15 protein-coding genes are annotated in these 20,693 nt (G+C 70.3%); 5 read left to right on the top strand and 10 right to left on the bottom strand.

Translation table 11 applies throughout. The features are described from left to right. Positions 1-33: 33 nt before the first annotated feature. Positions 34-1,188 carry a DUF2786 domain-containing protein gene (locus tag RZ1_RS07640; RefSeq protein ID WP_083583569.1) on the top strand — a complete coding sequence of 385 codons (1,155 nt, stop codon included), beginning with the start codon at positions 34-36 and terminating at the stop codon, positions 1,186-1,188. Positions 1,189-1,199: 11 nt separating this feature from the next. On the opposite strand, the gene RZ1_RS07635 is transcribed toward RZ1_RS07640, so the two are convergent. The 3 genes from RZ1_RS07635 to RZ1_RS07625 form a co-directional block, all read right to left on the bottom strand. Beyond that, complete coding sequence (locus tag RZ1_RS07635; protein WP_072810609.1) at positions 1,200-2,996, bottom strand: Hsp70 family protein; 1,797 nt, start codon at positions 2,994-2,996, stop codon at positions 1,200-1,202. A gap of 140 nt (positions 2,997-3,136) precedes the next feature. Further along, positions 3,137-3,646: a hypothetical protein gene (locus RZ1_RS07630; protein ID WP_072810606.1), complete on the bottom strand. Its 510-nt coding sequence runs from the start codon at positions 3,644-3,646 to the stop codon at positions 3,137-3,139. A gap of 39 nt (positions 3,647-3,685) precedes the next feature. After that, the gene (locus tag RZ1_RS07625; protein WP_072810604.1) at positions 3,686-4,435 is read right to left on the bottom strand and encodes a hypothetical protein; all 750 of its coding nucleotides are present in this window, start codon (positions 4,433-4,435) and stop codon (positions 3,686-3,688) included. A gap of 268 nt (positions 4,436-4,703) precedes the next feature. Between RZ1_RS07625 and RZ1_RS07620 the strand changes: the two genes are divergently transcribed. Further along, positions 4,704-5,246, top strand: coding sequence for an RNA polymerase sigma factor (locus RZ1_RS07620; protein ID WP_072810602.1), 543 nt, complete (start codon positions 4,704-4,706; stop codon positions 5,244-5,246). A 167-nt stretch (positions 5,247-5,413) separates the two neighbouring features. Then, on the top strand, positions 5,414-5,773 hold the full coding sequence (locus tag RZ1_RS07615; protein WP_139281790.1) for a hypothetical protein: 360 nt from the start codon (positions 5,414-5,416) through the stop codon (positions 5,771-5,773). Positions 5,774-5,797: 24 nt separating this feature from the next. On the opposite strand, the gene RZ1_RS07610 is transcribed toward RZ1_RS07615, so the two are convergent. Together RZ1_RS07610 and RZ1_RS07605 are read right to left on the bottom strand one after the other, a co-directional pair. Continuing rightward, positions 5,798-7,243 (bottom strand): GTPase, encoded by a 1,446-nt coding sequence (locus RZ1_RS07610; RefSeq protein WP_072810599.1) that lies wholly within the window; start codon positions 7,241-7,243, stop codon positions 5,798-5,800. Continuing rightward, positions 7,240-9,030: a dynamin family protein gene (locus tag RZ1_RS07605; RefSeq protein ID WP_238072278.1), complete on the bottom strand. Its 1,791-nt coding sequence runs from the start codon at positions 9,028-9,030 to the stop codon at positions 7,240-7,242. The genes RZ1_RS07610 and RZ1_RS07605 overlap by 4 nt, the downstream gene beginning before the upstream one ends. Positions 9,031-9,094: 64 nt before the next feature. Here RZ1_RS07605 and RZ1_RS07600 point away from each other — a divergent pair, with 64 nt between their 5' ends. Then, positions 9,095-10,378: an aminodeoxychorismate synthase component I gene (locus RZ1_RS07600; protein ID WP_072810595.1), complete on the top strand. Its 1,284-nt coding sequence runs from the start codon at positions 9,095-9,097 to the stop codon at positions 10,376-10,378. On the opposite strand, the gene RZ1_RS07595 is transcribed toward RZ1_RS07600, so the two are convergent. The 3 genes from RZ1_RS07595 to rsmI all read right to left on the bottom strand — a co-directional run bounded on the left by RZ1_RS07595 (position 10,317) and on the right by rsmI (position 16,881). Continuing rightward, entirely contained in the window at positions 10,317-14,315 is a 3,999-nt protein-coding gene (locus RZ1_RS07595) for an nSTAND1 domain-containing NTPase (protein WP_072810593.1), read from the bottom strand. The two genes, RZ1_RS07600 and RZ1_RS07595, sit on opposite strands and share 62 nt — an antisense overlap. 261 nt (positions 14,316-14,576) lie before the next feature. Next, positions 14,577-16,010 carry a D-serine/D-alanine/glycine transporter gene (gene cycA, locus RZ1_RS07590; RefSeq protein WP_072810591.1) on the bottom strand — a complete coding sequence of 478 codons (1,434 nt, stop codon included), beginning with the start codon at positions 16,008-16,010 and terminating at the stop codon, positions 14,577-14,579. 22 nt (positions 16,011-16,032) lie between these two features. Then, a complete protein-coding gene (gene rsmI / locus RZ1_RS07585; protein ID WP_072810589.1) occupies positions 16,033-16,881 on the bottom strand; it encodes a 16S rRNA (cytidine(1402)-2'-O)-methyltransferase in 849 nt (282 codons plus the stop codon). A 23-nt stretch (positions 16,882-16,904) separates the two neighbouring features. Here rsmI and RZ1_RS07580 point away from each other — a divergent pair, with 23 nt between their 5' ends. Beyond that, the gene (locus RZ1_RS07580; RefSeq protein ID WP_072810587.1) at positions 16,905-18,458 is read left to right on the top strand and encodes a dolichyl-phosphate-mannose--protein mannosyltransferase; all 1,554 of its coding nucleotides are present in this window, start codon (positions 16,905-16,907) and stop codon (positions 18,456-18,458) included. A 16-nt stretch (positions 18,459-18,474) separates the two neighbouring features. Here the strand turns inward: RZ1_RS07580 and RZ1_RS29910 are convergent, their stop codons facing one another. Together RZ1_RS29910 and RZ1_RS07570 are read right to left on the bottom strand one after the other, a co-directional pair. Further along, positions 18,475-19,290: a T3SS (YopN, CesT) and YbjN peptide-binding chaperone 1 gene (locus RZ1_RS29910; protein WP_139281789.1), complete on the bottom strand. Its 816-nt coding sequence runs from the start codon at positions 19,288-19,290 to the stop codon at positions 18,475-18,477. Positions 19,291-19,351: 61 nt separating this feature from the next. Then, the gene (locus tag RZ1_RS07570) at positions 19,352-20,662 is read right to left on the bottom strand and encodes a class I SAM-dependent methyltransferase (RefSeq protein ID WP_218020447.1); all 1,311 of its coding nucleotides are present in this window, start codon (positions 20,660-20,662) and stop codon (positions 19,352-19,354) included. Positions 20,663-20,693 lie beyond the last annotated feature (31 nt).

Raw genomic sequence — 20,693 nt, 5'->3', positions numbered from 1 at the left:
GTTTGTGTCGGTGCCCTCCGGCACACTGCCCGCATGGGGAGTACTAGAACATACATTCGAGAAGAAGATCTGGGTGCCCAGGCACTGCTCGACGAGCTGTCCCGGGCATACGAGCGAGGCTGGCAGCCTGCGGACGTCCTGCACGTGACGGCCCGCAGCGGCGACCTCTCGGACGTGCCGCTCGGCGCGGCCGCGGTGTTGTTCGACGCGCACCGCAGCCGCGCCGAGCACCGGGCCCCGGACGGTTGGCTCCGGCAGATCCGCAGCGTCGCGGACCGCCATCCGCCTCTTGCCGCGCTGGCGACGCGGATCCCGCCCGGCGATCGGGGGCCGCTGTTCGGCGCCGCGCTGCAGCATGCCCTGCCGGAGGTCACGCGGTTCCAGGTGACGGGCCTGGCGTTCACCTGGAAGTACCTGCCGCGCTTCACCGTTCTCGCTCCGCCGCCGTCGCGGTGGCCGTCGCTACGCACCGCCGACGACACGGGCGGGGCCCCCGATCCCCGGATTCTCGACCGCATCCGCGGACTGCTGTCGAAGGCGGAGTCCACCGACTTCCCCGAGGAAGCCGAGACCTTGTCCGCGAAGGCCCAGGAACTCGTCACCCGGTACGCGGTGAGCGCGGCCCTGCTCGCCGGAGGCGACGACGCGTCCGGCATCCGGGGCGTGCGGCTGCACCTGGACAATCCGTATGCCAGGGAGAAGGTGCTGCTGCTCACGGCGATCGGGAGCGCGAACCGGGCGCGGACGGTGTGGTTCGCGAAGCTCGGCATCGCCACGGTCGTCGGCGGCGACGTCGAGTTGCGTCAGATCGAGGTGCTGTTCGAATCTCTGCTCGTGCAGGCGACCCGTGCGATGACCGCCGCCGGGACCGGCGGCCGCGCCGGTGGTGGTGCCACCGCATTCCGGCGCGCCTTCCTCGCCGGATACGCCGACCGGATCGGCGAACGACTTCGGGAGGCGGACGCCCGCGCCACCGTCGACGCCGCGGCCGATGCACACATGCCGGTGACGACGCTCGCGCCGATTCTGGCTCGCCGCTCCGAAGCCGTCGACGACGAGTTCCGCCGCCTGTTTCCCGCAACCCGCTCCACCCGCACCCGCACCGTCGACGCCGAGGGCTGGCACGCCGGACGAGGCGCTGCCGAAAATGCTTGTCTCACATCACCATCGATGCCGGGGCCACGGTGACGGACCTCGGATCATCTGTCGGCGAAACCGAGTTCGGTCGACAAGGTGAAGCCCTGGTCGAGAGAATCGACGGAGAACGTCAGGACCAGCCCCGTCGACCTGTCGACGGTCTCGAACCCGGAGCTGTAGGTGTCGTCCGTGCTGTAGTTGACGATGCGATCACCCGAGGAGGTCGCTCGACTCTCGTATCCGGGGAGTGTCCGGTCCCGGTACCGAATGAAATTCGAGCGGGCGTACTGGTCGTCGCGCCACGCGGTGACCCACTGGTCGTCGCCGTCCGCCAGCCCCATCGCCTTGCCGACACTCGAATCCGCGGTCACCACACACCGCAACTGCAGCGCGCCCTCGAAACTGAAACCGGACTTGTCGCACGAGGACGACGACGTGATCAGCTTCGGAGGCAGCAGGGTGAGCACGTCCTCGGGAACCTCGCTGACGTACGTCGAGTCCGAGGTCGCGGGCGGCGCGCCGACCGCGGCGGCCGCCGTGTCCACTGTCGACGTCGCCGCGGGTGCCTCACCACCGTCGAACAGGAAATACACACCCGCCGCGGCAAGCACCATGGCAAGTGCGGTACCCGCGACCACGAGCGGCGTGCGCGACCGTTCCGGCACCGGAGCCGGGCCCGGTGCCGGGGGCCCGGCGACCATGGGCGCGGGAATCGGAGCACGCGACGGCGGCGCGGGCTCGCGCTGGAACACCTCGGTCGCGCGCAGCGCTGCGGGGTCGGTGGCGCGTCCGCCGGCGACGAACCCGGCAGCACCCTTTGCCACGACGGTCTTCGGGTCGTCGAGGGTGGCGATCGGCCCGAGTTCGGCCAGCCGCCGGTGCACGTACGGGATGCGCGACGAGCCGCCGGTCAGGAACAGCGCCTGCACCCCGCCGCGGTCCACTCCGGCCTCGCGCAGCACCTGCGCGGCCAGCCGCACCCCGCGGGTGATCTGCGGTTCGATCAGCTGCTCGAATTCATCGCGGGTCAACGTCACGGTCATCTGGGCGCCGTCGGCGACGATCCGGATCGTCGCCGACGGCGCCTCGGAGAGCAGTTCCTTGGCGCGACGGATCTGATCGTCGAGGGTGCGGCGGGCATCGAGGCCGGCGGGGCTGCGCAGCCACGCGGCCAGGCCGGGGTTCTCGTCGGCCAGGTGCCGCTCGACCCAGCGGGAGACGGCGGCGTCGAGGTTCTTGCCGCCGAGGGCATTGTCGCCGCCGGCGCGCAGCACCTCGAACGTCCAGTCGTCGGTGGCGGTCAGCACCGCGACGTCGAGGGTGCCGCCGCCGAAGTCGAACACCGCGATGGTCGAGCCCTCGACGATCTTCGCGTCGTGCCGGCGGGAGTAGTAGAACGCCGCGGCGCGGGGTTCGGAGATCAGCGAGACGTGGCCGCCGAGCCCGGCCGAGGTGGCGGCCTCGCGCAACACCGCCAGTTCGCGGCAGGACCAGGCCTCGGGGTGGGTGAGCACGACCGCGGCGGGGGCTTGGTTGTTGTGGGCCTGCAGGGCGCGGGTGTGGACGGTGCGCAGCACCGCGGCGATGGCCGCGGCGACGGGCAGATGGTGGCCGCGGACCGGGACGGTGCCGGCCGCCACGTGGGCTTTGGGGGCGGCGACGTATCCGGCGGGGTCGACGGTGGCCCGGTTGACGGCGACCTCGCCGGTGGACACGGTCCCGTGCGGGTCGACGTAGACGGCGGAGGGCATCAGGTTGCTGGTGTGGGTCAACGGCAGGGATTCGACCCGGTCCGGTCCGATGCGGTGGGCGGCGGAGGTGTTGGACGTGCCGAAGTCGATCGCCAGAACCCAGCTCATCGCTCGCTCTCCCCCTTCGAGATGTCCGGTTCGAGGCCGGACGCCGCAATCGTGCGGCAGCCTATAGATGCGACGATGCCGCCGGTACCGGCGGGTCCCACGGGTACCGGCAGCGCGTCGACATCACGCGGGCGGGGCAGTCACGTCAGATCGGTGATCTCGCCGGTTTCGGTCGAGTACATCCTGTCGGCCAGCCCGTCACCGTCCTCGTCGGTGTAAGTGACCGAGTCGTAGTCCTCGTCGTAGGTGACGACGGTGTCGATCCGCCCGTCGCCGTCGGTGTCCATTTCGGCGCGGAACGTCTTGTAGTCCTCGGTCGCGTGGCGCACCGAGTCGAATGTTCCGTCCCCGTCCAGGTCGGAGTAGCTCACGACGGTTCCGTCCGGCAGCTGGGCTTCGAGGGAGTCGACGACGCCGTCCTCGTCGTAGTCGTCCGCGTTCAGTTCGACTCCGTCGGGCGTGATCGTCCGCGCGGTGAGCTCGCCTTCGTCCGGAGCGGCGGCGGCACCATAGGTCGTGTGGATCTGTTGCTGCGCGTTGGGCACTGACGGCGCGTCCACCGGCGGTATCTCGGCGGGCGCGGGCGGGGAGCCTGCCGCGCCCTCGACGTCGGACAGGTCGACGCCGGCGGAGTCGGTCGAATCGGCCACGGGAAACTCCTCGGGATGAAACGGACGGGTCGGGTGACGTCAGGCCAGGTCGGCGTAGTCGCCGCCCGTGGACGCGCCGGAATCGAACGCGCTGGTGTCGATGTAGTCGTCGGCGACACCGTCACCGTCGTAGTCGACCGCACCGGTGGCCAGGTCCACCGTCGCATCGATTCCGCCGTCGGCATCGAGATCGAAGATCGCCTCGTCGAAGGTGCCGTCCCCGTCGAAGTCGATCGCGGCGGCGTCGATGTAGCCGTCACCGTCGGTATCCGCGGTGACCGTGTCGACGGTGCCGTCGCCGTCGAGGTCGATCACCTCCGCGTCGGCGACCCCGTCCCCGTCGGTATCGAGGACCTGCACGCTGCTGCCGTCGTCGTTGACGTGCTCATCGAGGACGACCGGCTGAGCGCCACCGAGAGCGCCGCCCGAGGTGGAGCCCGTGCCGACCGCGCTGCTGTTCGAGGCACTCGCCGACGACGCGCGGTCGGAGGTGTCGGACGCGGACGAGGAGCTGCCGTAGGACGAGTCCGATCCGGAGTTCGCCGAGGACCCGTAGGACGAGTCCGAGCTGGACGATCCGGAGGAGTCGTAGCGCTCGTACCGCTCGTAGGACTCGTAGCTGGTCGAGCCGTCCTGGGCGGCCGACGAGGAGCCGTAGGAGGAGTCGGTGTCGTAGGACGAGTTGTTGCCGTGGGACGAGTCCGAGCTGGTGCCGGCAGTGGACTGCGAGTCCGCGCGGTTCGCGTTGCTCGAGCTGGTGCTGTCGGAGAAGGATCCGCGGTTTGCCATGTCGGTGCTGCCTTTCGCGCGTCGTGTGTGTCGGTGATAGGAGCAGCCGGAACCCCGGAAAGTTCCGGAAGGCTCCGCCGAAATTTCCGCGTGGCGGATCAGAGGCACGAAACCCCAGGTGGTGACCACGGAGACGATCGGTACTGTGTCCTGCCTCACATATCCGGAGGCGGTCGGGCGGCCGTCCGGCGCACTCGCTGAACCTGACACCGCACGAACCGGGAAGAGTCCAGTAAGTTACACCCGGAAAGTTACGGAGGGGGCCGTCATGAGTGAAGCGGAACTGATCGAGCGGAGCCGGGCAGGGGACCAGGCTGCCTTCGCCGAACTCGTGGCACGATCGCGCGACCAGACGTGGGCGGTATGCCTGCAGATCACCGGTCACCGGCACGACGCCGAGGACGCCCTGCAGGACACCCTGACCGCGGCATGGCAGAACCTCGCGTCGTTCCGGGGCACCGCACGGTTCGGGACATGGCTGTACCGCATCGCCACCAATGCCTCCCTCGCCATCGTGCGCAAACGCCGCGAAATCCCCGAGGACGAGATCGACAACGGGGAGAGCAGCGGACGATCCGTCGCGGACACCATCGCCGACACCGACCTGGTCCGGCAGGCGCTGGCAGCGCTGCCGGAACAGTTCCGGGTCGCGATCGTGCTGCGCGAGTACGCCGATCTGAGCTACGCGGAGATAGCCGAGCACCAGGGCATCGGGGTACAGACCGTCAAGAGCCGGATCAACCGGGCACGGGCGCAACTGGTCGAGAAGCTGTCGCCGGCGGTGCTCGACGCGGACGCGCTCGAGCTCTGATCCCCTCGCTCTCCGATCCCGGTGTGCGGGAACCCCGCACTCGCCGGGCACATCGACTCCGATGACGGCACGGGCCGGTGGGTGTGCCGCGTCGCTTCGGCGCGCGCTAACGTCGACGGTGTGCGTGCACCTGCACACACGGTCGAGTTCGGGAATCGGAGGACGTGGTGACGACGAACGATCACGAACCGTCACTGTGGGAACTCCTCGGCCTCGATCCGCAGACGACCGTTCCCCCGGTACCCGACGACGCGTGGGACCGTGCCGTGCGGATCGCGACCGACCCGGACACCCCGGCCGTCGGCGCCGATCTGATCCCGGCCGACGAACCGGACGATCTCGACGTCGATCCGGTGGCGCCCGGCGTCGATCCCGGCTCCGACGACAACGCGCCGTTCCGGCAGGAGCACCACGAACCGGCATTCGACCACTCCGCGTTCGGGGACGCCGGGCACAGCGACCCCGGCGTCGACGAACCCTACGCGTATCCCGATCCGGGCGTCACCGACGACCCGGGCCTCGTCTGACGACCCGGGTCGCGGTTCGCACGGTCAGTTCCAGGTCCGGACGATCGACGTGTACGCCTGAGTGAGCGACACCAGCGCCGCGTCCTCCGCCGCCGATCGGGTGCTCAGCGTCTGCGCCTGCACCGACACGAGGCGGTCCTGCGCCATCGCCCGCAATTGCTCCGGCGGCGCGGACGGGTCGGCACCGAGGGACTCGGCGACGGTGGCACCGCGCAGCAACTGCGTCAGCTCCGTCACCGCGGGGGCGGACGGGTCGGTCTCCAGCAGCGAGCGCAACGACCGCAACAGCCCCACCTGGACGAGCGCCGGATCGGTCTTCAATTCGGACACGATCTGCCGGATGCCGTCACGGGCCGGATGGGTGTAGGCCAGCGCGTCGAGTTCCGCGACGATCCGGCCGGCACGGTGCAGGACCGCGAAACGCCGCAGGGACCGGTCGAGCACCGCGCGCAACGGATCGATGCCGGAGGCCGCCGTCAGCCACTGGTTGACCTGATGCGCGCCGCCGCGTGCCGGACCGCGGCCGTGCACGAGGCCGTACTCCCCGACGAGGTCGATCAGGCGGAAGACGCGGTCGCGGGGAACGGGGAGCGCACCGTCGCCGGCGTCGAGCAGATCGAACAGCTCCAGCGGCGCGAACGGTACCAGCGCCGCCAGGTCCCGGGCGTCGTTCTCCGTGAACGCGCCGGTGTGCGCGGTCTGGGCGAGCAGGCCCGCCACCGGGATCACCGCGCCGACCACGTCCGCGAGTCGTCGTGACAGCACTCCGGCGTGCTCGACGGCGTGCCCGATCGGGTCGCGCCGGCCGAGCACACCGCGCCCGAAACCGTCGGCGCGGGACAGCACCCCCAGCGTGTTCAACGGGGTGAAGCCGAGGCGCTGCAGGAACGAGATCTCGTCGGCGCGGGGCATCGAATCGAACAGGAACACCGCGGCGTCGGCGTCGACGGACGCCGAGCGGGTCTGCTCGAAACCGTCGATGAGGGCGCGTTCGGTCGCGGCGGCGTTCGCGACGGTCAGCGTCGCCAGACCCGGCGTGTCGACGAGCGTGATCCGCGTCAGGGCCTGCGACGGCAGGTGCCGGTGCACGTACGCGACCTCGGACTCGGACACCCCGAGGTCGGCGGTCGCACCGAACGTCAACGGCACCGCGCGGCGGGACCCGTCGATCGTCACGACCTCGGCGCGCGAGGGTGCACCGTTCTCGTACACGGTGACGACGCTGGTGGCCTCGAGCGCGGCGGTCTCGGCGACCGGCGCCCCGATCAGCGCGTTGACCAGCGTCGACTTGCCCGCCTTGAGCCGGCCCACGACGACGATGCGCGGCGGCGACCACAGGATCGCGCCGATCCGGTTGGCGTGCCCGACGAGGTCGCCGCCGTACGACGCCAGCCGGTGCAGCGCGGCGTCGATGCGGTGGTGGATCGGATCGGTACCGTCGGCGACGGTCCGGCCCTGGGATGCGCTCATGCCGGCACCGCCGTGGTGGACGGGGCACCGAGCGCAGCCTCGATGGGCGTGATCTTCCCGCGGGTGATGCGCAGGTTCTTCTCCAGCCGGGTGACGTTCGCCTCGCGCGCCGCGGCGTCGGCCTGCGCCGACCGCTTCGCCTCCTCGATCTGCTTCTGCAGCACGGTGATGCGCTCCTGAAGCCTGCGGCGACGGCCGAGCACGATCTCCGGGCGGGTCGTGGCGAGCGTCGCGTCGAGCATGCGGGTCGTCGCGGTCCGGGCGGTCGCGATCGTCTCGCGCAGCCAGGTCAGGAGATTCGTCTTGCCGGCCCGCATCGCGCGGAATCCGAGGTTGACGGCCACCCACACGACCCCGGCGACCGCTCCCACACCGATCATCGCACCGAGCATGGTGGTGCCGATCATGCCCATCGACAGGATGCTGGGATCGAGCAGGCCCTGGCGTTTCGAGGTGACCTCGTTGGTGACGAGCGGGTCGGTGCGCATCGAGGCGATCGCGATCTCGCGGATGCGCTCCCATTCCTCGGCGCTGTCGAACAGGTCGGTGGTGATGCGCTCGAGGTCGGCGAGGAACCCCTCGGCGGTGGTGGCCATCGCCTCGAGCAGGTCGGTCTGGATGCGGGCGGTGAACACCTGCGGTGACTTGCGCAGCACGTCCATCGACGACTTGTTGATGCGGGTGGTCCAGTCCTCGCGGACCCTGGTGAGGTGTTCGTCGAGGCGGGTCGCGGCCTGCTGCCGGGCCAGCGTGAGGTCGCGCTGCAGATGCTGCTCCCAGTGCTGCGCCTCGTCCTTGAGGTTGCGCAGCCGTTCGAGTTCGGCACTGAGGTCCGGGATCGCGGCCTCCCCGGACTTGACGACGGCGAGTTCGTCCTCGATGGTGCGCTCGATCTCCCGAAGTCCTTCGAGGCAGGTGCGCAGGGCGTCGGTCGCCGGTGAGCGTTCCGCCGCGGTGAGGCTCTTCTCGATGGCCGACCACAGCGCCGGAATCCCGGAGAATGTCACCGCCCGGTCGCGCAGTTCGCCGGGCAGCCCGGCGTCCTCGGCGGCGAGCGCGCGGACGCTCGAGACGGGCACGACGGGAATGTCGCGGCCCACGTGCTCGGCGATCGAGCGCCGGTTCTCGGCGACGATGTCCCCCCAGCGGGTGGTGGCCTTGTCCGTTTTGGTGACGGCGACGACGACGTTCTCGACGCCCGCGGCGCTCTCCCGCAGGAACTGCATCTCCGGTTCGGTGATGGGGGTCGAGGCGTCGCACACCATCACCAGCACCGCGGCCTGGTCGGCGGACTGCCGGGCCAGTCCCGCGTGCCGGGGATCGAGACCACCGACGCCGGGGGTGTCGACGATCGTGGCGGTCTCGAGCCGCCTCGACGCGACGGATACCACCGCGGCGACGGGCAGCGCCTCGATCGCGGGGTCCGAGACGTACCGTCCGCCGGTGGTGGTCCAATCGGCGAGTTCGCTGTGCGGGATCCGCCGGTTGCCGTCCGGGAACACCAGTTCCGCTGTCCCTTCCGGTTTCTCGGCGTCGGCCGGCACGAACCGGATCGACACGGCGGTGGCGTTCTCCACATCGTCCACCGTGACGCCGTCACGCCCGATCAACGCGTTGACCAGCATGCTCTTGCCCCGTTTGATCTCGCCGACCACGACGACCGATCGTGTACGTCCTTCGCCGGACAGCTTGCGTTCGGCGCGGTCGGCGACGCTGTTGCGGCCGTAGGCCCGCAGCACCTTGCCGGCGCCGGTCACAAGGTCGGCCACCCCCAATTCAGCAGACACGGATCAAGACCCTACCGACTCCTGCGGTTTCGTCGGCGGTGTGTGCCCGTGGAAAGCTGGGGCCATGCGGATGGAGCGACTGGGCGAGGGAGGCAGTCCCGCACAGGTGCTCCGAGCACTCGGGGCTCGCGCCCGCGACCTCGGAATCGCCCCGCCTGCGGCGCTGACGGGCATCTGGTTCGGCGCCGCCGCTGTGATCGCCCCCTCCCTCGAGGCCGCCCCCGCCCCGGTGATGGGAACCTTCACCCGGTCAGACCGAATGATGGCTCCCCGTACCCGGGAGGGCGGGCCGGTGATCGGGGGCGGGTGGATGGGATATCTCGCCTATCCGGACCGTGCCCCGACGACCCCGGCACTGCCGGTCGCGGCGGGTGGCTGGACGGACGTGGTGCTGCGGCTCGACGACACCGGCTGCTGGTGGTACGAGACGCTGACGGACGCACCGTGCCCGCCGGATCTGGCCGCCGCCGTGCACGATCCGGACCCGATGGGGGCCGGCTGGCGGATCGATTGGATCCCGCCGGACCGGGCGGCGCACCGGCACGGCGTCGAACGGTGCCTCGACGCGATCCGGGCCGGTGAGGTGTACCAGGCATGCGTGTGCACCCGGTTCACCGGCACCTGGTCCGGCGATCCGCTGGCGTTCTTCGCCGACGCGGTCGAGAGAACCCGCCCGAACCGCGCCGCCTACCTGCAGGGACCGTGGGGTGCGGTGGCGTCGCTGTCCCCCGAGCTGTTTCTGGCCTGCCAGGGCGACCGCGTCGAATCCGGCCCGATCAAGGGCACGCTGCCGCTGCACCGCGACCCCGCCGAACTGCGTGCCTCGGTCAAGGACGTCGCCGAGAACGTCATGATCGTCGACCTGGTCCGCAACGACCTCGGTCGGGTCGCCGAGACCGGCACCGTCACCGTCCCCGATCTGCTCGGCGTGCACCCGGCGCCCGGCGTGTGGCATCTGGTGTCGACGGTCGCCGCGACCCTTGGTCCCGGCGTCACCGCCGACGCGCTGCTCGACGCCACGTTCCCGCCCGCGTCGGTCACGGGATGCCCCAAACTTCGGGCACGGGATCTGTTGCAGGACTGGGAAACTCATCCGAGGGGGGTGTACTGCGGCACCGTCGGCATGGCCGGCCCCCTCGCCGGTCTCGAATTGAACGTCGCCATCCGCACCGTCGAGTTCGCCGGCAGCGAGTGCGCGCTCGGCGTCGGCGGGGGCATCACGATCGATTCCGACCCGGACGCCGAATGGCAGGAATGTCTGGACAAAGCCGCGAGCATCCTGCAGCTCAGCCCGGGCACACGTCCAATCCGCCCGCCGGCAGCTCGAACTGCGGGAGCACCGCGCTGACCTTCCCCGTCGTCGACGAGCAGATGTGTTCGGTGATGTCCTCCGGGTCGAGGCCCCATGTCCGGATCACGCCGTCACCGCCGGCCGCGGCGACCGTCCCGTCCGGCAGGAACAGCACCTGCCAGCGGCCGACCCCGGTGTCGGTGATCGGCCCACCCAGCGCTTTCATCGCCTGCGGAGCAGCCACATTCCACAACCGGACGGTGCCGTCGTCGCTGCCGCTGGCCACGATGTCACCGTCCGGCGACACGGACACCGAATACACCGTGCCGGTGTGCCCCCGCAGCGGTGTGTCCCGCGCAGTGAATCCTCCGTCGTCGCCGCGATCCCAGATGATCACCGCGTGGTCGTCGCCGCCGGTCGCCAGGACCGAACCGTCCGCGCCGAACGACACCCCGTTGACGCCGGCCTCGTGCCCACCGGCCACCGGCACCGCGCGCGGCCGGTCCGGGTCCGAGATGTCCCACGCGTAGATCGCGCCGTCCGCGCTGGCGACGACGAGGCTGCGACCGTCCGGGCTCACCGCCGCGCTGCGCACCAGGTTCGTGGGTCCGGTCAGCGGTTCGCCGCGGGGCACCGGATGCGCCGGATCGCTCACATCCCACAGGATCACCGACCGGTCGTCCGCGCCGGTCACCAGCGTCGAACCGTCCGGGGTGAACGCGAGCTCCGAGGTGAACCGGGTGCCCAGGTCGACGGATTCACCGAGTGGGCGCGGCTGCTGCGGGTCGGCCACGTCCCACAGCCGGACGCTGCCACCCGAGGTGGGGGCGATCGCCAGAATCGTCCCGGACGGCGACAACGCGACACCGTTGGCGCCGCCGAGCGGACGTGGCAGGTCGATGGCCGCGGCCTGACTCCATCGGCCGCGCTCGTCGATGCGCCACAGGTTCACCACCGAGTCGTAGCCGCCGGTCGCGGCGAGCCTGCCGGACCGGTCGGTGGACGGCAGGGTCAGGGCGGACTCGGAGACGCCGACACGTCCGCGCGGCAACGTCCAGATCCGGATCTTGGAGTCCTGTCCCCCGGTCACCACCGTCTCACCGTCCGGTGTCACGGTCAGCACGGGCAGTCCGCCACCGTTGCCGGTGAGGCCCGGTCTCAGTTCGTCGACGATCCCGGCGACCGGGTCGACGGACCACAGCTTCGCGGTGCCGTCCCACGACGCGGACGCGACGGTGCGCCCGTCGGGCAGGAACGTCACCTTCCACACGCCACCCGTGTGGGCATTCGCGGGGGCGCCGAGCGGTCGCGGGGCCGTGACGGAGGTGGTGTCGAACAGGTGGAGCATGCCGTCGTCGCTGCTCACGACGAGCTTCGTGCCGGCGGCGTTGAAGTCCGCGGAGTGTACGACGTCGCCGAACCCGGTCAGCGGCGGCCCGATCGGCGTCGGTGCGGCCGGGTCGGTGAGGTCCCACAGCCGCACACTGCGATCGTCACTGGTGGTCGCGAGGACCGAGCCGTCGGTGCGGAAGGCCGCGGTGCGCACGGCGCCGTCATGGGCGTTCACCACGGTCACCGGGAAACCCGGCGCGGTCGTGTCGAGCAGCGCGACGGTGCCGTCGTCGTAGGGCACCGCCAGTACCCGGCCGTCCGGCGAGTACCGCACGTTGTGCACGGCCACGCCCTCGGCGATGCGGTGTTCGAGCAGCACAACGGGATGGTCGCGGTCGGTGACGTCCCAGATCACCACGGTTCCGTCGCCGCCGCCGGCGGCAAGGCGCCCGCCGTCGGGGCTGAACGACACCGACGCCATGTAGTCGAGCATCTCGGTCAGCGGCCGCCCGATCTGTTTCGGATCGGATCGATCGGTCAGGTCCCACAACCGGACCGTGCCGTCGTCGCTCGCCGAGGCGAGTGTGGCGCCGTCGGGTGAGACCGCAACCCCGTACACCGGCCCGGTGTGTCCGTCGAGGGTCCGCGCGAGCGGGATCCCCTGGGTGGCGACCAGCCGCGAGTAGGCGATGTCACTGTCGGGCCGCAGCTGCGCCGCGGCCAGCGACAGGTCGGCAGAGCTCGTCGGATCGTCGTCGCGCACGGCGTCGGCGAGCGCGATGATCTGCTGGAACTCGGCGGTGCTGCGTTCGATCTCGGCGCGGTTCTTCGCGGTCCACGCCAGCGTGCCCGTCACGAGCGAGACGACCGTCGAGACCACCAGTCCGGCGATGATCATGCGGCGCCACCGCGCCGCCCGTTCGATCTCCCGTCGGGAGGCGGCGAGGAAATCGACGGCGGTCGGGCTCAGCGCCGCACCGACCTCGCCGCGTCCGCTGCCCACCCCGCTCAGCCGCGCGTCCTGCTCGGTGACCAGATCCATGCGTCCACGCTGATAGAGCATGTTCTCGTTGCGTCCGCTCTCCACCCAGTTCGCGGCGTCCGCCTCGAGCTGCTGACGCAACGCCGCCGACGAGCGGTCCTCCTGGATCCAGGACTTCAGCCGCGGCCACGCCTCGATCACGGCGTCGTGCACCAGTTCGGCATGGTCGTCGTCGACCACGACCACGCGGGCCGACACGAAGTGGTCGAGGACGTGACTCGCGGTCGCCCGGTCGTCGCCGAGCGCGAGCAACTGGGTGAGCGGACGTGCGATCTTCACATCGGTGCCGGTGTTGGTGACGTACACCAGGTGCACCAGCATCGATCGGGCCAGTCCCCGGCCTCGATCGTCGAGTTCCGTCCAGGCGCGTTCGGCGCTCGCCGCTATCGAGCCCCGCACCCCTCCGGTGGCGCGGTATCCGGCGACGGTGAGGTTCCCGCCGCGACGGCGATCCCACATGGTGTCGAGCAGGTGCGACAGCAACGGCAGTTCCGTGCCGCTGATCTCCCCTCCGGTAAGCACACCGAGGTCGTTGAGGATCAGATCGGCCAGGCCGGATTCGAGTTTGACGCCGACGAGCTTGGCCGGTTCGGCGATCACCTCCGCGAGATCCTCGCGGCGCAGCGGCCGCACCGTCTTGGTGCGGCGTTCGAGCCCGCGGGCCAGAACCGGATAGGACACCGCCTGCTCATAGAAATCCGAGCGCATCGTCGCGACCACCGTCGCCGGGGCGTCCTCGTTCTCCACGGTGGTCGAGGCCCGTTCGAGCACGCCGAGGAACTGGGAGCGTTCGGTGCGGTCGTCGCATTGGGTGAACAGTTCCTCGATCTGGTCGACGACGATCAGCAACGACGAACAGCCCATCCGGGTGGCCGCCGCCCGGATCGCGCGCTGGACGGCGACGGCGTCGGCCCGGTCCGCAGCGGGGTCGGCGAGTTCGGGGATCGCCTCGGCGAGGCGGTCGAGCGGGTGCCGTCCCGGCGTGAGCACGACCGGCCGGCATTCACCGTCCCCGCACAGTTCCGGGATCAGCCCGGCCTGCACGAGCGACGATTTGCCGACGCCGGATGCGCCGGTCACGACGACCGGTCCGTGCCCGTGCGCGGCGACGGCGATGCCGGTGAGGGTCCGCACGCTCTCGGCGCGCCCGAAGAACAGCCACGCGTCCTTCTCCCGGTATGCGGCCAGGCCACGGTACGGACGCACCCCGGACGGGGGCGTCGGTGCGGGTCGGGGCGGTTCGGCGACCCGGCCCGGCACCGACGACGTTCCGCGCGCACGGTCCCACCAGCTCTGCCACTGCTTCAGTGAGTACAGGCCGGGGCTCGGCGGTTCGGCATTGAGTGCGCGGGCCGCCCGGGTCAGCGCGACGAGCACGGGACGTACCGTCTCGAAGCTCGCGGGCAGGCGCTTGCCGGAGCGCCAGTCGCTGAGACGTTGCACGGACACCGTGCGGTCGCTGCCCATGGCGCGGGCGACGGCCGCCGACTCGGTTTCGACCTTCTTCAGAGGCGGTCGGCCGGCGGCGGCGAACAGCATGCGCAGTTGGTCCGCGAAGAATTGCCGGGCGTCCGGTTCTGCGCGGGCGTCCGGTTCTGCGCGGTCGTCGGGGTCTGCCATATCCGCTTCCGCACCTCCCGCCCCGTCAGAACGACTACCGGATTCGAGGAAATCTCCGCTGCGGAAAAATTCCTCACCTATCCTGACCTGGGATGATATCCGTTCTGCAGGGTCCGGTAGTTGGTCGGGTCGGTTTTCGGCGGAAGAGTCGTCACCGAAGCGGGAACGGACTCGCTACCAGCGTGCCCCACGCCGATGGGAACTTGAAGTTCGAGGGGTAGTTCCCGTCGGCGTGGGGAAGCGGTGGCCCGGGGCGGAGCGTCAGCGCCCTTCGAGTTCCCGACGGAACGTCTCGTAGCGGGCGCGGTGCTGCGGACGGCGGCGCAACAGCGCCCACGCGACCGCGAGCACCGCGAACCAGATCGGGGTCACCAGTAGCGCGTCGAGGGTGTCCGGCTCCTGGGTGAGCGCCCAGATGACGAACGCGAAGAACGCGTAGACGACCCACACCATCGGCACCCCACCGGGCATCTTGAACTTCGACGCCTCGTGCAGGTCCGGACGGAGCTTCCGGTACCTCAGGTAGCTCGCCAGGATGATCGACCACACGAACATGAACAGCAGCGCCGAGATCGTCGTGACGAGGGTGAACGCCTCGATCACCGAGTCGCCGGCGAACAGCAGCACGATCGCGGACAGCAGGAACACGCACGAGAACATCAGTGCGTTCGCCGGGACCTTGCGCCGGTTGAGCCGGCCCAGCGCCGCCGGCGCGTCCCCTTCCTGCGCGAGTCCGTACACCATCCGCGACGTCGAGTAGATGCCCGAGTTCGCGGACGACGCCGCCGACGTGAGCACCACGAAGTTGATGACCGACGCGGCGATACCGAGGCCGGCGAGGGTGAACATCGCCACGAACGGACTGCGCCCGGCCTCGATCTCCCGCCACGGAGTCACCGACACGATGATGCTCAGGGCCGCGACGTAGAACAGCAGCACGCGGATCGGGATCGAGTTGATCGCCTTCGGCAGATTCTTCTCCGGATCCTCGGCCTCGGCGGCGGTGGTACCGACCAGTTCGATACCGACGAACGCGAACACCGCGATCTGGAAGCCCGCGACGAACCCCATCGGACCGGTCGGGAAGAACCCGCCGTCGTTCCACAGGTTGTCGAAACCGGCGGTCGCACCGTTGGGCGCGGTGAACCCGCCGATGATCATCACCAGCCCCACCACGATGAGACTGACGATCGCCACGATCTTGATGAGGGCGAACCAGAATTCGGTCTCGCCGAACGCCCGGACCGTCGGCAGGTTCAGCAGGAGCAGAGTCCCGATCGCCGCCAGAGCCGGAATCCACAGCGGCACGTCCGCCCACCAATAGCGCACGTACCCGGAGATCGCGATGATGTCGGCGATGCCGGTGACGATCCAGCAGAACCAGTAGGTCCAGCCCGTGAAGAAGCCCGCCCACGGCCCCAGCAGGTCCGCCGCGAAATCCGCGAAGGATTTGTAGTGCAGGTTCGACAGCAGCAGCTCGCCCATCGCCCGCATGACGAAGAACAGCATGAACCCGATGATCATGTACACGAAGATCACCGACGGACCGGCGAGGGAGATCGTCTTCCCCGAGCCCATGAACAGTCCGGTTCCGATGGCACCACCGATCGCGATGAGCTGGATGTGCCGGTTGGACAGCTGTCGCGAGAGATGCGGTTCGCCGGTCGTGGAAACGGGTTCGAGTGATGCACTCACTACGAAGAGTGTACGGACGGGGTCATTCCTGCCGTGCGGCGAGTACCGCGTCGTAGAGTTCCCGCTTCGAGACGCCCGCGGTCGCGGCCTGTCCGCACGCATCCTTCAGGCGCATCCCGCTCGCGACGAGCCGCTCGACCTCCGCGACGAGGTCGACGGGGTCGGCGACCTGCGGCGATGCCCCCTCGAGCACCACGGTGATCTCGCCGCGCACACCGTTGACGGCCCAGTCCGCGAGCTCGCCGAGCGTGCCGCGCCGTACCTCCTCGTACGTCTTGGTCAGCTCCCGGCACACGGCGGCGCGGCGGTCACCGCCCAGCACCGCGACCGCGTCGGCCAGGCACGCCGCCAATCGGTGGGGGGCCTCGAAGAACACCACCGCACGCGGTTCCGTCGCGAGCGTCTGCAGCCAGGCGCGCCGCGCGCCGGACTTGCGGGGCGGGAACCCGTCGAAGCAGAACCGTTCGACGGGCAGCCCGGACAGCGCGAGCGCCGTGGTCACCGCGGACGGGCCGGGCAGGCACGTGACCGGCAGATCCGCGTCGACGCACGCGGACACCAACCGGTATCCGGGGTCGCTGACCGACGGCATGCCCGCGTCGGTGACGAGCAGCACCGTCAGCCCCGACGCGATGTCCGCGATCAGCGCCGGGGCACGTGTCACCTCCACCTGGTCGTAGAAGCTGACGACGCGCCCGGTGATGGTCACGCCCAGGGCCGCCGCGAGCGACCGGGTGCGGCGGGTGTCCTCCGCAGCGACGACGTCGGCGGTCGCGAGGGCTTCGCGGAGCCGGCTCGACGCGTCCCCGATGTCGCCCATCGGAGTCGCCGCCAGCACGAGCCGTCCTTGTCCCGGATTCTCAGCCTGCATGCGTATCAGCCTACGATCGGACCGTGACCGTGACGGACGAGCGCCCCGCCGAGGCCGCCGACCGTCGCCTGCTGAGTCCCGGCCCGCTGGTGCCGCCGGCCGATCCGGGCCCCACCGACCGCGCCCGCGGCTGGGTCGTGACCGCGTTCGTCACCGCGCTCGCCGCGATCACCCGATTCGCGATGCTGCACTACCCCACCGATGCGAAGACGCCGGTGTTCGACGAGAAGCACTATGTGCCGCAGGGCTGGCAGGTGCTCACCGGCGGCTGGATCGAGGACAACCCCGGCTACGGGCTGGTGGTGCATCCGCCGGTCGGTAAACAGCTCATCGCGGTCGGCGAGGCCCTGTTCGGTTACAACGGGTGGGGCTGGCGGTTCTCGTCGGCCGTCGCCGGCACGGTCCTGGTGCTGCTGGTGGTGCGCATCGTGCGGCGCCTGACCCGGTCGACGCTGCTCGGCGGGCTCGCGGGGATACTGCTCGTCGTCGACGGTGTCACGTTCGTCTCGTCCCGGATGGGGATGCTCGACATCTTCCAGGCGGTGTTCGTCGTCGGCGCGTTCGGCTGTCTGATCGTGGACCGCGACGACGTCCGTGCCCGGATGGCGCGGGTCGTCGCCGAGGACCGCATCGGGGTCAGCGCCTGGGGACCGCGGCTCGGGGTCCGCTGGTGGCGTTTCGGCGCGGGCGTGCTGCTGGGCCTGGCCGTCGGCACCAAATGGTCCGGGCTGTACTTCATCGCGTTCTTCGGGTTGATGTCGGTGGCATTCGATGTCGCTGCACGCCGAGCCTATGGGGTGCGCCGACCGTGGGTGGGCACCGCGCTGCGCGACATCGGCCCGGCGCTGTACGCGCTGGTGTTGATCCCCTTCGGTGTGTATCTGTCCACCTACTGGGCGTGGTTCGCCAGTGAGACCGGCGTGGACCGGCACGCGGTGGGCACGAAGATCGGCACCGACGGCCCGTTCTCGTTCGTGCCGGATTCGCTGCGGTCGCTGTGGTACTACAGCGCGAACGTGCTCGACTTCCACTCCGGGCTGACCAACTCGGCGGGCAATCATCATCCGTGGGAGTCGAAGCCGTGGACGTGGCCGATGGGGCTGCGCCCGATGCTGTACTACTTCGCCGACGGCGATCGCATCGGCGGCTGCGGCGAAGACGAGTGCGTCAAGGCCGTGATGCTGATCGGCACCCCCGCCCTGTGGTGGGTGTCGCCGGCGATGGTCGCGTGGGGCCTGTGGCAGATCGTGGTGCGCCGCGACTGGCGGTGGGCGGCGGTGCTCACCGGTTACGGCGCGGCGCTGTTGCCGTGGTTCGCGACCCTCGACCGGCAGATGTACTACTTCTATGCGGTGCCGTTGGCGCCGTTCCTGGTCATGGGTGTGGCGCTCGTGCTCGGGGACGTCCTCGGCTCGGCACGCGCGTCGCCGGAACGACGCTCGACGGGCCTGCTCGTCGTATGCCTGTATGTGGGTCTGGTCGTCGCGAACTTCGTGTGGTTGTGGCCGATCCTGTCGGGTGTGCCGATCACGGTCGAGCACTGGCACGATCAACTGTGGCTGCCCAGCTGGCGCTGACCGCCACGGTGCGCGCTCAGTACCAATCGTCGAACAGCGAGGTGTCCGGCGAGCCGGGCCGGCGATCGTCTTCGGTGTAGTGGACGCCCCCGAAGTCCGTGGCGACCCGCCGGGCCACCGCCGGCATCAGCCGGCGCATCACATCGATCCGCTCCTCCAGGACGGCCGGATCGAACGGCGCAGCCGGGATCTCCCCGGTGCCGACCAGCCGGTCCTCGACGACCATCGCGTGCACGCCCACACCGCGATGGTGCCGGTCGACCCAGTGCGCGGCCCCGATCCGATCGGTGATCCGGTGCAGCAGCGGCGTCCACAACCGCACCGCCGGAACGGTGCGGTCGACGATCACGAAGATGACCTGCGAGTCGAGGACCAGCACGAAGTCGCCGTCGGCGTCGATGCTGGCGGGCCGGCCCAGCACCTGCGCGAGCGCATCGCCGACGCGGACACGCAGCTCGTCGAACCACTGTGCGCCCGCGACACCGGGACGCGGCCCGACCTGCACGAACGCGGGCTCGACGACGTCCCACCGCTCACGCAGGACGCGCACCACCCACGAGGCGACGGCGTCGGGGTCTCCGGTCGTGACCGGTGTGTGGCACCGGGCCGGCGCCGCCTGCCCGCACTCCTCCGGCGGGGCGAGGACGCTCGCGTGCACCCCGAGACCCGGCCGGCGCTCGATGCGCATCCCGGCGAACGGAGTCAACGCCGTGTCGGCACGCAGCTCGACGACGTCGCCGCCGGGGAGCTCGCCGATGCTCCGGGCCATCTGCGACCGGAACCGGGCCCAGGCGAGCTCGACGCATTCGTCGAAGTGGTCGATGTTGTTCACGAACATCTCCTCTCGCAGTGAAACCGCGGGCAGCGTCACGGTACTGCGAGGGTCCGACAAATCAGGTCGCGGCGCGCGTACTGCCGAGCCACCGATTCCGGGTGCGAGGCAGACCGCTGCGCCCGTCGGCATGCGGGCGCACCGCGAGGACCTGATGGATGGTGAGCCGGTTCGGTGCTTCGAACCCGAGCGCGCTCGCCGTCAGGTACAGCAGCCAGGTGCGGGCCCGTTCCTCACCGACCGTCCGCACCGCGTCGTCCCACGATCCGAGCAGGTTCGACACCCACGCGCGCAGCGTCAGCGCATAGTGTTCGCGCAGCGATTCGTCGTCGCGCACCTCGAGCCCGGCTCGTTCGAACGCGTCGATCGTCCTGCTCAACGGCAGGACCTCACCGTCCGGGAAGATGTAGCGGTCGATGAACGACGGTGCACGTCCGGGCGTGTCCGGCAACGACCGCACCCGCGCGATCGCATGGTTGAGCAACCGGCCGCCGGGCCGCAACAGCGCGTGCACGCCCGCGGCGTACCGCGGCAGGTTCACCAGGCCCACGTGCTCGGCCATGCCGACGCTCGCGACCGCGTCGAACGGACCGTCGTCGATGTCGCGGTAATCCTGCAGGCGGATCTCGATCCGGTCGGACAACCCGGCCTCGGCGACCCGCTTCGTCGCCAGGTCGCGCTGTTCGCGGCTGATCGTCACCCCGACCACGTCGACCCCGTAGTCGCGGGCGGCGTGCAGCGCCAGCGAACCCCAACCGCAGCCGATGTCGAGCAACCGCATCCCCGGTTCGAGCCCCAGCTTGCGACACACCAGGTCGCACTTGGCGTCTTGCGCGGCCCCGAGGCACGAGTCCTCGTCGGTCCAGTAACCGCACGAGTAGACCATGGTCGGGCCGAGAAGCAGCCGGTAGAAGTCGTTGCCGACGTCGTAGTGGTGCGATACCGACACCGAGTCACGGCTCCTGCTGTGCAGGATCCCGCGCCGGCGCCGGATCTCGACGGCCGGGGGTCGCGGCGGCGGACCCACCGCGCCGAGACGCACGATCGCGGTGGCGGCGCGCGCGAGGGTGCGTGGCCGGACACCGGCGAGCCGGTGGTCGCCGATGCGGGCCATCACCTCGGGGATGCCCAGCAGCGCGAACAGGTCGTCGACGTCGAGGTCACCGGAGATGTAGGCACGGGTCAGGCCCAGTTCGTCGGGCGCCCACAGCATGCGGCGCAGCGCGCGCCGGCGGTGCAGGACGACGCGCGCGGCCGCGTCGGGCGGTCCGGCCTCGGAGCCGTCCCAGCAGCGCACCCGGACGGGGAGTTCCACACCGATCAGGGCTTCGAAGGCCGACAAGAGCCGGGGTGCAGCCGACTGCATGATCATCACTGTCGCGCACCGATCGCGACGACACACG

It is taken from the genome of Rhodococcus zopfii NBRC 100606 = JCM 9919 (assembly GCF_001895025.1).
Classification (GTDB): domain Bacteria; phylum Actinomycetota; class Actinomycetes; order Mycobacteriales; family Mycobacteriaceae; genus Rhodococcus; species Rhodococcus zopfii.
This window is presented reverse-complemented; position numbering and strand designations above follow the sequence as displayed.

Excerpts from the sequence above, each read along its gene's own strand:
- RZ1_RS07640 (WP_083583569.1), top strand. The coding sequence starts at position 34 with ATGGGGAGTACTAGAACATACATTCGAGAAGAAGATCTGGGTGCCCAG.
- RZ1_RS07635 (WP_072810609.1), bottom strand. The coding sequence starts at position 2,996 with ATGAGCTGGGTTCTGGCGATCGACTTCGGCACGTCCAACACCTCCGCC.
- RZ1_RS07625 (WP_072810604.1), bottom strand. The coding sequence starts at position 4,435 with ATGGCAAACCGCGGATCCTTCTCCGACAGCACCAGCTCGAGCAACGCG.
- RZ1_RS07620 (WP_072810602.1), top strand. The coding sequence starts at position 4,704 with ATGAGTGAAGCGGAACTGATCGAGCGGAGCCGGGCAGGGGACCAGGCT.
- RZ1_RS07610 (WP_072810599.1), bottom strand. The coding sequence starts at position 7,243 with ATGAGCGCATCCCAGGGCCGGACCGTCGCCGACGGTACCGATCCGATC.
- RZ1_RS07600 (WP_072810595.1), top strand. The coding sequence starts at position 9,095 with ATGCGGATGGAGCGACTGGGCGAGGGAGGCAGTCCCGCACAGGTGCTC.
- RZ1_RS07595 (WP_072810593.1), bottom strand. The coding sequence starts at position 14,315 with ATGGCAGACCCCGACGACCGCGCAGAACCGGACGCCCGCGCAGAACCG.
- rsmI (WP_072810589.1), bottom strand. The coding sequence starts at position 16,881 with ATGCAGGCTGAGAATCCGGGACAAGGACGGCTCGTGCTGGCGGCGACT.
- RZ1_RS07570 (WP_218020447.1), bottom strand. The coding sequence starts at position 20,662 with ATGATCATGCAGTCGGCTGCACCCCGGCTCTTGTCGGCCTTCGAAGCC.